Raw genomic sequence first — 6,350 nt, 5'->3', positions numbered from 1 at the left:
GGGGAAGCAGATCGCCTGGGCATACTGCCACGTGCCGTTCGGCTGCGACGTGGACATGACCGAGGCCATCGAGGACCAGGTAGAGCGGTACGCGCCCGGGTTCCGCGACGTGGTGCTGCACCGGAACACAATGCCGCCCTCCGCGCTGGAGCGTCACAACCCCAACCTGGTGGGCGGCGACATCAGCGCGGGCGCCATGACGCTACGCCAGGTGTTCTTTCGCCCGGCGCCCCGCAAGATCCCGTATTCCACCCCCGTGCCGGGGCTGTACCTGTGCTCTGCCTCCACGCCGCCGGGTGGAGCCGTACACGGAATGTGCGGCTACTACGCCGCCGAGGCCGCACTGAAGCACCCCATCACCGCGCCCGACCACGCGTAGGAGCGCCCCTCCCCCACCCCTCCCCGCACAAACTGCGTGCGGAGAGGGGAGAACTCCTTCGATCGGCGTTCGACTGGACTCGGTGGCGACCTTGGCGCCCCGCATCCCCAACGCTTCCCGGGCAAAACCGCGCGCGGAAGGGAGCCTGTGGATCGTCCCGCAAACTCCCTGCAACCCACAGCCTGTGATCCTCGGGCGCGGACCGGCTCCAGGCTCAGCTCCCACCCTGACGATCCCTCTGGAGCATCGCACGGTATGCCTGCCGAGGTGCCGTGGGCCGGCCCGGGATCGTGTACGCCAGCTCTCCATCCCTCACCATCGGCGCGAGGTACTGTTCCACGATGTACGCCTGCTCACGCTGCAGCAGCTTCGCAAGTGCTTCGGAGGTCAGCGGGCGCCACATGCAAAGCCGGTAGATGAGCGATCGCATCTCCGGTTGCGCAGTCCGCCGCTTCAACGTTCTGAGTTCCGCCGCCAGTTCCCCGGGAAGCTCTCCGGATTCCGCTCCCAGCTCCCCGGATTCCACTGCCAGCTCCCCGGATTGCGCTGCCAACTCCCCGGATTCCGTTGCCATCTCCCCGGATTCCGTTGCCAACTCCCCGGATTCCGCTCCCAGCTCCCCGGATTCCGCTGCCAACTCCCCGGATTCCGTTGCCAACTCCCCGGATTCCGCCGCCAACTCCCCGGATTCCCGCACACCTCCCGCATTATCCTGGACGTCGAGAAAGCGGTTTGCCTGCGTGTAGTACGTTGCCGAACCCCGATCGTGCTGCTGAATAAGCCCAAACTGCCGGAGCCGGCGCAGTTGCGTGCTCGCGGCGAGCGGGTCTACGCCGTTCAATTCCCGGTAGTCGGCGTTCGTGATTCGACCTGCCTCACGAAGGTGAACCAGCGCCTTCGCCTGGTCCGGCGAAAGCTTCAGGTCCGAGAAGCGCGACAACCAGGCGATGTCGGCTTCATCCAGGAGGTGGTGGAAGAAAAGCGTCGTGGTGAACTGGTCGCGCTCCCGATCCGACTCGAACGTGGGGGGTGCCAGGTTCGTCTGCCGCATCAGCTTGCGCATGACCCGAATACCGCTGCCCTTCGTTTCTGCGAAGAGAGTTTCGTGCAGCACCGCCGCGATCACAGGGTTCCGTGTCTGCGACCCCGGCTCGCCCAGCTGGTCCTCCGGCTTCAGGGAGTGGCCCGGGTTTCGGATCTCTACCCGGTTGGAGTAGCGGATGATCTGCGTGGCGCCGTGAGTCCGGTAGGTACGGTGCATCAGCGCGTTGACGATGGCCTCACGAACCACGCGGTCGGGAATGCGGGGCACGTCGCTCCGCTGCAGCTCTCCCTCGGGGAGACGAAACTGCTTGGGCATGTCGTCCATGATGGCTGCCTCGCCCCGGCGGATCAGCCGCATCTACGGGTCGCGCATGTCCAGCGTTTCGAAACGGTGCTCGGGATCGCCGATCCACTCGCGCCCAGGAACCCGGATGTAATCCAGGCGCATCATCGGGAAGACTCTCCGCAACGTGGCGCGGCTACCGAAGAGCAGAACGCCCGCTACCGTAGCCGTAAGTCTCCCTTCGTGGCGCAACAGGCACCCGAGGCCAAGAAGAAGCTCGTCGTCAGGCCACCGCAGCTCCTCGGCGGTCGCGTTGGCCCGCTCCCGCTCGCGCCGGTACTCCGTAATGGCGTCCGGGTCGAGGTCCGCCAGCCCGACATCCTGGACCGGGGTGACATCGTACGAGTGGTGCTGCCGACCCTGGTAGAAAACGAGCAGATCGTCGTCGGTACAGCGCTGGTCCGACGAGCCGATCCGGCGGTAGGCGCCCCGCGGCAGGCCCTGCGCCGAAAAGAAGACCGGCTTGTCCCCCGCTTGCGCCTCGGGAACGAACACTCCCACCAGGATCTTCCCGTCGACTACCTCTGACCAGACTTCTGGGCGCACGGCCACGTTGAACGCGGAGGCACACTTCGACGCGAGGTCGGCCTGGAGCTTGTCAGGGTCGGGCACCCCCACCGCGCGGTACTGGCGCTCGATCTGGTCCGGGATGCGCTGCACTCCCAGGAGAAGGTAGCCGCCGCCCAGCCCCGGCTCGTTGGAGAAGCCGCAGATCGTCTGCAAAGCAGATTTCCCCAGATCGGAAGCGGTTTTCGCTTCGATCCGGGGATGCTCGTCCAACTGGTTCAACTGGAGCAGCAACTCCGCGCACGTCACCAGGCGCTCTCCCGTCGTCGTTCAGTGGTTTTCCTCACCTGCTTGATAGATGCCTCTGCGGACCTTGCGCCTCCCCGCTGTCGCGACGTGGACCCAGTGCGTTCACCCAGGCGCCTTGGCCAGCCAGTCGTGCGCCCAGGTGCCCAGCGCGTCCACGGCCGCGGCCAGCGCGCGTCCCTTGTCGGTGAGCGCGTACTCCACCCGCACCGGCGTGTCGGGGATCACGCTGCGCTCCACGATTCCTTCCGCCTCGAGCTCGCGCAGCCGCTCCGAGAGCATGCGGTCGGTGATCTCGGGAATGGCCGCGCGCAGCCCCGCGAACCGGCAGCGCTGGTTCAGCAGGACGAAGACGATGGCGCCCGTCCACCGCCGGCCGATGAGCTCGACGGCGCGGTGAAAGTGCGGGCATAGACGAGTGGCGTCGCTCATGGTGCCACGATAGACGAAGGGCGCAGTTGACGCAATCAACTTCTTTTTGTATAGTTGCTACAGAAATTATATCACACGAGTTCCACCGGGAGCAAGCCATGAGCACCACCATCGACCTGTTGAACGTGCGAGACGCGGCCGTGCAGCGCCGTTCCATCCGCGCCTTCGAACCGCAGCCGATTCCGCGCGAGGACCTCGACGGCATCCTGGACGTGGTTCGCCTGGCGCCCTCGGCGTTCAACGTGCAGCCCTGGCGCTTCGTGATCGTCCAAACACCCGAGCTCAAGGCGCAGCTCGCCGCGGCCGCCTACAACCAGCGGCAGGTGCACTCCGCCCCCGCGGTGATCGTGCTGTACAGCGACATGCAGGACGCGCTCGCCACCATCGACGAGACGATTCACCCCGGGATGGATGCCGTGCAGCGCGCCACCACCCGGCAGACGATCCTGGGCTCGTTCCAGGCGCAGAGCGAGGAGCAGCGCGAGGCGTGGGGCGCCGCGCAGGCGCACATCGCCCTGGGATACCTGCTGCTCGCGGCCGAGGCGCACGGCTACCAGAGCTCGCCCATGGCGGGGTTCGACGCCGAAGCCGTCAAGCGCCTGCTGAACCTGCCGGAGAACGCGCGCGTCCCGGCGCTGGTGGCCATCGGCCACGGCACGGAAGAGGGCTTCGCCCACCACCGGCACGCGCTGGAGCGCATCGCCCGCGCCGCCTGAGGCGCCGGGAGAGCCGACGAACAAGGAACCGCGATGAAGGTAGAGATCTATTCCGACGTGGCGTGCCCCTGGTGCTACATCGGCAAGCGGCGCTTCGAGCGCGCGCTGGCGGCGTTTCCCGGGGCGGACCAGGTGGAGGTCGTCTACCGGCCCTACCAGCTGAACCCCGATGCCCCCGCCGCCGCCTTTCCGCTGCAGCAGTACCTGGCGCAGCGGTTCGGGGCGCAGGGCGCGCAGATGGCGCGGCAGGTGACGCAGACGGCGCGCGCCGAGGGGATCGCCATGAACTTCGATTCCGCGCTGGCCGCAAACACGCTCGACGCGCACCGGCTGCTTCGCCTGGCGGAGCGCGAATTCGGCGCCGGCGTGCAGCAGGCGCTCAAGGAAAAGCTGCTGGAGGCGCACTTCGGCCAGGGCGCCGACGTCGGCGACGCGGGCGTGCTGGAGACTCTGGCCGCCGACGCGGGGATGGACGGCGCGCGGGTGCGGGGCTACCTGGCGGGCGATGAGGGCCGGCGCGAGGTGAAGGACGAGATCGCGCAGGCGCAGCGCCTGGGGATCACCGCCGTGCCCACCTTCGTCATCGACGGCCGCTACGCCGTGCAGGGCGCCCAGCCGGCCTCGGCGTTCCTGCAGGTGCTGGAGCAGGTGGCCGGCGAGGCGAAGGAATCAGACGCAAGTGCCGGCGGCGGGCGCTGCGACGAGGGGAGCTGCGCCGCCTGAAAACGGGACGGGCATTCGCTTTTACGGGTCCCGGGGCTGGCGCAGCCCCGGGACCCGCGCGTGCAGGCGCTCCCCAGGGGCCCTGCCGGTTGCGAAATTGGGCCGCACCCGATTATGTTGGACGGTCCACCTCCTTAACGAGCGTTCGAACCAGCGTTCCACACCTCATATCCACCCCCAGGTCGCAAAGAAAGGAGCTTCCGTCGTGCCTCACCCCCGCGCGGCGCTTCGCCGCGCGAAACGTTTTTCCCACGTTGTCCAGGAGAATCCCTGAGATGAGAACCATTCGTTGGCTGCTTGCATTGGTGGCGCTGTGCGCCTCACCGATGCTCGCGCTTGCGCAGGACGCGACGACCGTGTCGGGACGCGTTACCGACACCGACGGCGACCCGCAGGCCGGAGTCCTCGTGCGCATCGCCGAACTGAACGTCGGCAACACCTCGGGCCCCGACGGCTCGTACCGCATCACCATTCCGGGCTCCGCCGTGCGCGCGGGGCAGACCGTGACCATCACCGCCACCCGTCAAGGCCTGTCCACGGTTTCGCGCAGCCTTACGCTTGCGCCCGGGGGCAACCTGACGCAGAACTTCCAGATGGGCTCGTCGGTCCTGGCGCTCGACGCCCTGGTGGTTACCGCGCTCGGCATCACCCGAGAGGAGCGGGCGGTCACGACCTCTACCGCCACCCTCGACGCGTCGCAGATCACCGACGCGCCGGAAACCAACATCGTCAACGCGCTGGCGGGTGAAGTGGCCGGCGTGCAGACCACCAACGCCGGCCCCGCCGGCGGCTCGGCCCGCATCGTCATCCGCGGCGCCACGTCGCTCTCGGGCGACAACCAGCCGCTCTTCGTGGTCGACGGGGTGCCCATCGACAACACGGCGCCCACGCTGGAAGGGTATGGCGGCTACGACTACGGCAACGCCGCGCAGGACATCAACCCGAACGACATCGCCAACGTCACGGTGCTGAAGGGCCCCAACGCCGCCGCCCTCTACGGGTCGCGCGCGGCCAACGGCGTGATCCTGATCACCACCAAGTCCGGCCGCGGCATCGACGGCACCCAGCTCAGCTACACCAGCAACGTCACCTGGGAAGACCCGCTTCGCCTGCCCTCGTACCAGAACCAGTACGGCCAGGGCTCGCAGGGCGAGTTCGAGTTCGTGGACGGCGCGGGCGCCGGCACGGCCGACGGCGTCGACGAGAGCTGGGGCCCGGCCTGCGACGGCCGCCCGATCTCCCAGTTCTTCAGCAACGGAGCGCCGGCTCCCTTCGTCTGCCATCCGGACAACGTCTCGAACTTCTTCCGCACCGGCATGACGGTGCAGAACAACCTGGCCCTGTCGGCCGCCAGCGACCGCGCGAACGTGCGCCTGTCGATCGGCCACATGAACCAGCAGGCGATGTACCCCGGGCAGGAGCTGAGCCGCTACACCATCGGCCTGAACGGCGGCACCCAGATCAACACCCGCCTGCGCGCCGAGGCCTCGGCCAACTACATCCGCGGCGAGGGCGCCAACCGCCCGGGCACCGGCTACTCGGCCACCAACCCCATGCAGCAGTTCGTGTGGTTCGGCCGCACGGTCGACACCCGCCTCCTTCGCGACTACATGAAGGACGGCGAGCACTACAACTGGAACTACAACTACCACACCAATCCGTATTGGCTGGCGCTGCACAACCGCAACGAGGACGACCGCAACCGCCTCATCGGCAACGTGTCGCTCAGCTACGGCCTCACCGACTGGCTGACGGCCACGGCCCGTACCGGCACCGACTGGTACCAGGACCACCGCAAGCGGATGTTCCACGCGGACAACATCAACTTCCCGGACGACACGTACGGCGAAGACGTGATCACCCGCAGTGAAACGAACACCGACGCCTTCCTGACCGCCGA

At 67.7% G+C, this 6,350-nt stretch carries 7 protein-coding genes; 4 read left to right on the top strand and 3 right to left on the bottom strand.

Annotated features, from left to right (window positions below):
* Window positions 1-379: phytoene desaturase family protein (locus VIB55_RS21680; protein WP_331878760.1), on the top strand; the 379-nt coding region annotated here is incomplete at its 5' end.
* Between the two features lie 214 nt (window positions 380-593).
* Here VIB55_RS21680 and VIB55_RS21675 read toward each other — a convergent pair.
* From VIB55_RS21675 to VIB55_RS21665, 3 genes are all read right to left on the bottom strand, one after another.
* Window positions 594-1,781 carry an ATP-binding protein gene (locus VIB55_RS21675; protein WP_331878759.1) on the bottom strand — a complete coding sequence of 396 codons (1,188 nt, stop codon included), beginning with the start codon at window positions 1,779-1,781 and terminating at the stop codon, window positions 594-596.
* Entirely contained in the window at window positions 1,782-2,582 is an 801-nt protein-coding gene (locus VIB55_RS21670) for a helix-turn-helix domain-containing protein (RefSeq protein ID WP_331878758.1), read from the bottom strand. It abuts the gene before it with no gap.
* A 102-nt stretch (window positions 2,583-2,684) separates the two neighbouring features.
* Entirely contained in the window at window positions 2,685-3,011 is a 327-nt protein-coding gene (locus tag VIB55_RS21665; protein WP_331878757.1) for a helix-turn-helix domain-containing protein, read from the bottom strand.
* A gap of 98 nt (window positions 3,012-3,109) precedes the next feature.
* Here VIB55_RS21665 and VIB55_RS21660 point away from each other — a divergent pair, with 98 nt between their 5' ends.
* The 3 genes from VIB55_RS21660 to VIB55_RS21650 form a co-directional block, all read left to right on the top strand.
* The gene (locus tag VIB55_RS21660; protein ID WP_331878756.1) at window positions 3,110-3,727 is read left to right on the top strand and encodes a nitroreductase family protein; all 618 of its coding nucleotides are present in this window, start codon (window positions 3,110-3,112) and stop codon (window positions 3,725-3,727) included.
* A gap of 33 nt (window positions 3,728-3,760) precedes the next feature.
* The gene (locus tag VIB55_RS21655) at window positions 3,761-4,450 is read left to right on the top strand and encodes a DsbA family oxidoreductase (RefSeq protein ID WP_331878755.1); all 690 of its coding nucleotides are present in this window, start codon (window positions 3,761-3,763) and stop codon (window positions 4,448-4,450) included.
* Window positions 4,451-4,725: 275 nt separating this feature from the next.
* On the top strand, window positions 4,726-6,350 hold a 1,625-nt coding region (locus tag VIB55_RS21650), incomplete at its 3' end, for a TonB-dependent receptor plug domain-containing protein (protein ID WP_331878754.1).

This window comes from Longimicrobium sp. (genome assembly GCF_036554565.1).
Lineage (GTDB): Bacteria > Gemmatimonadota > Gemmatimonadetes > Longimicrobiales > Longimicrobiaceae > Longimicrobium.
The sequence above is the reverse complement of the archived record's forward strand: the minus strand, read 5'-3'. Positions and strand labels throughout refer to the sequence as shown.

What these genes read in the sequence shown, in the direction of transcription:
- VIB55_RS21655 (WP_331878755.1), top strand. Translation starts at nt 3,761, where the DNA reads ATGAAGGTAGAGATCTATTCCGACGTGGCGTGCCCCTGGTGCTACATC.
- VIB55_RS21675 (WP_331878759.1), bottom strand. Translation starts at nt 1,781, where the DNA reads ATGCGGCTGATCCGCCGGGGCGAGGCAGCCATCATGGACGACATGCCC.
- VIB55_RS21665 (WP_331878757.1), bottom strand. Translation starts at nt 3,011, where the DNA reads ATGAGCGACGCCACTCGTCTATGCCCGCACTTTCACCGCGCCGTCGAG.
- VIB55_RS21660 (WP_331878756.1), top strand. Translation starts at nt 3,110, where the DNA reads ATGAGCACCACCATCGACCTGTTGAACGTGCGAGACGCGGCCGTGCAG.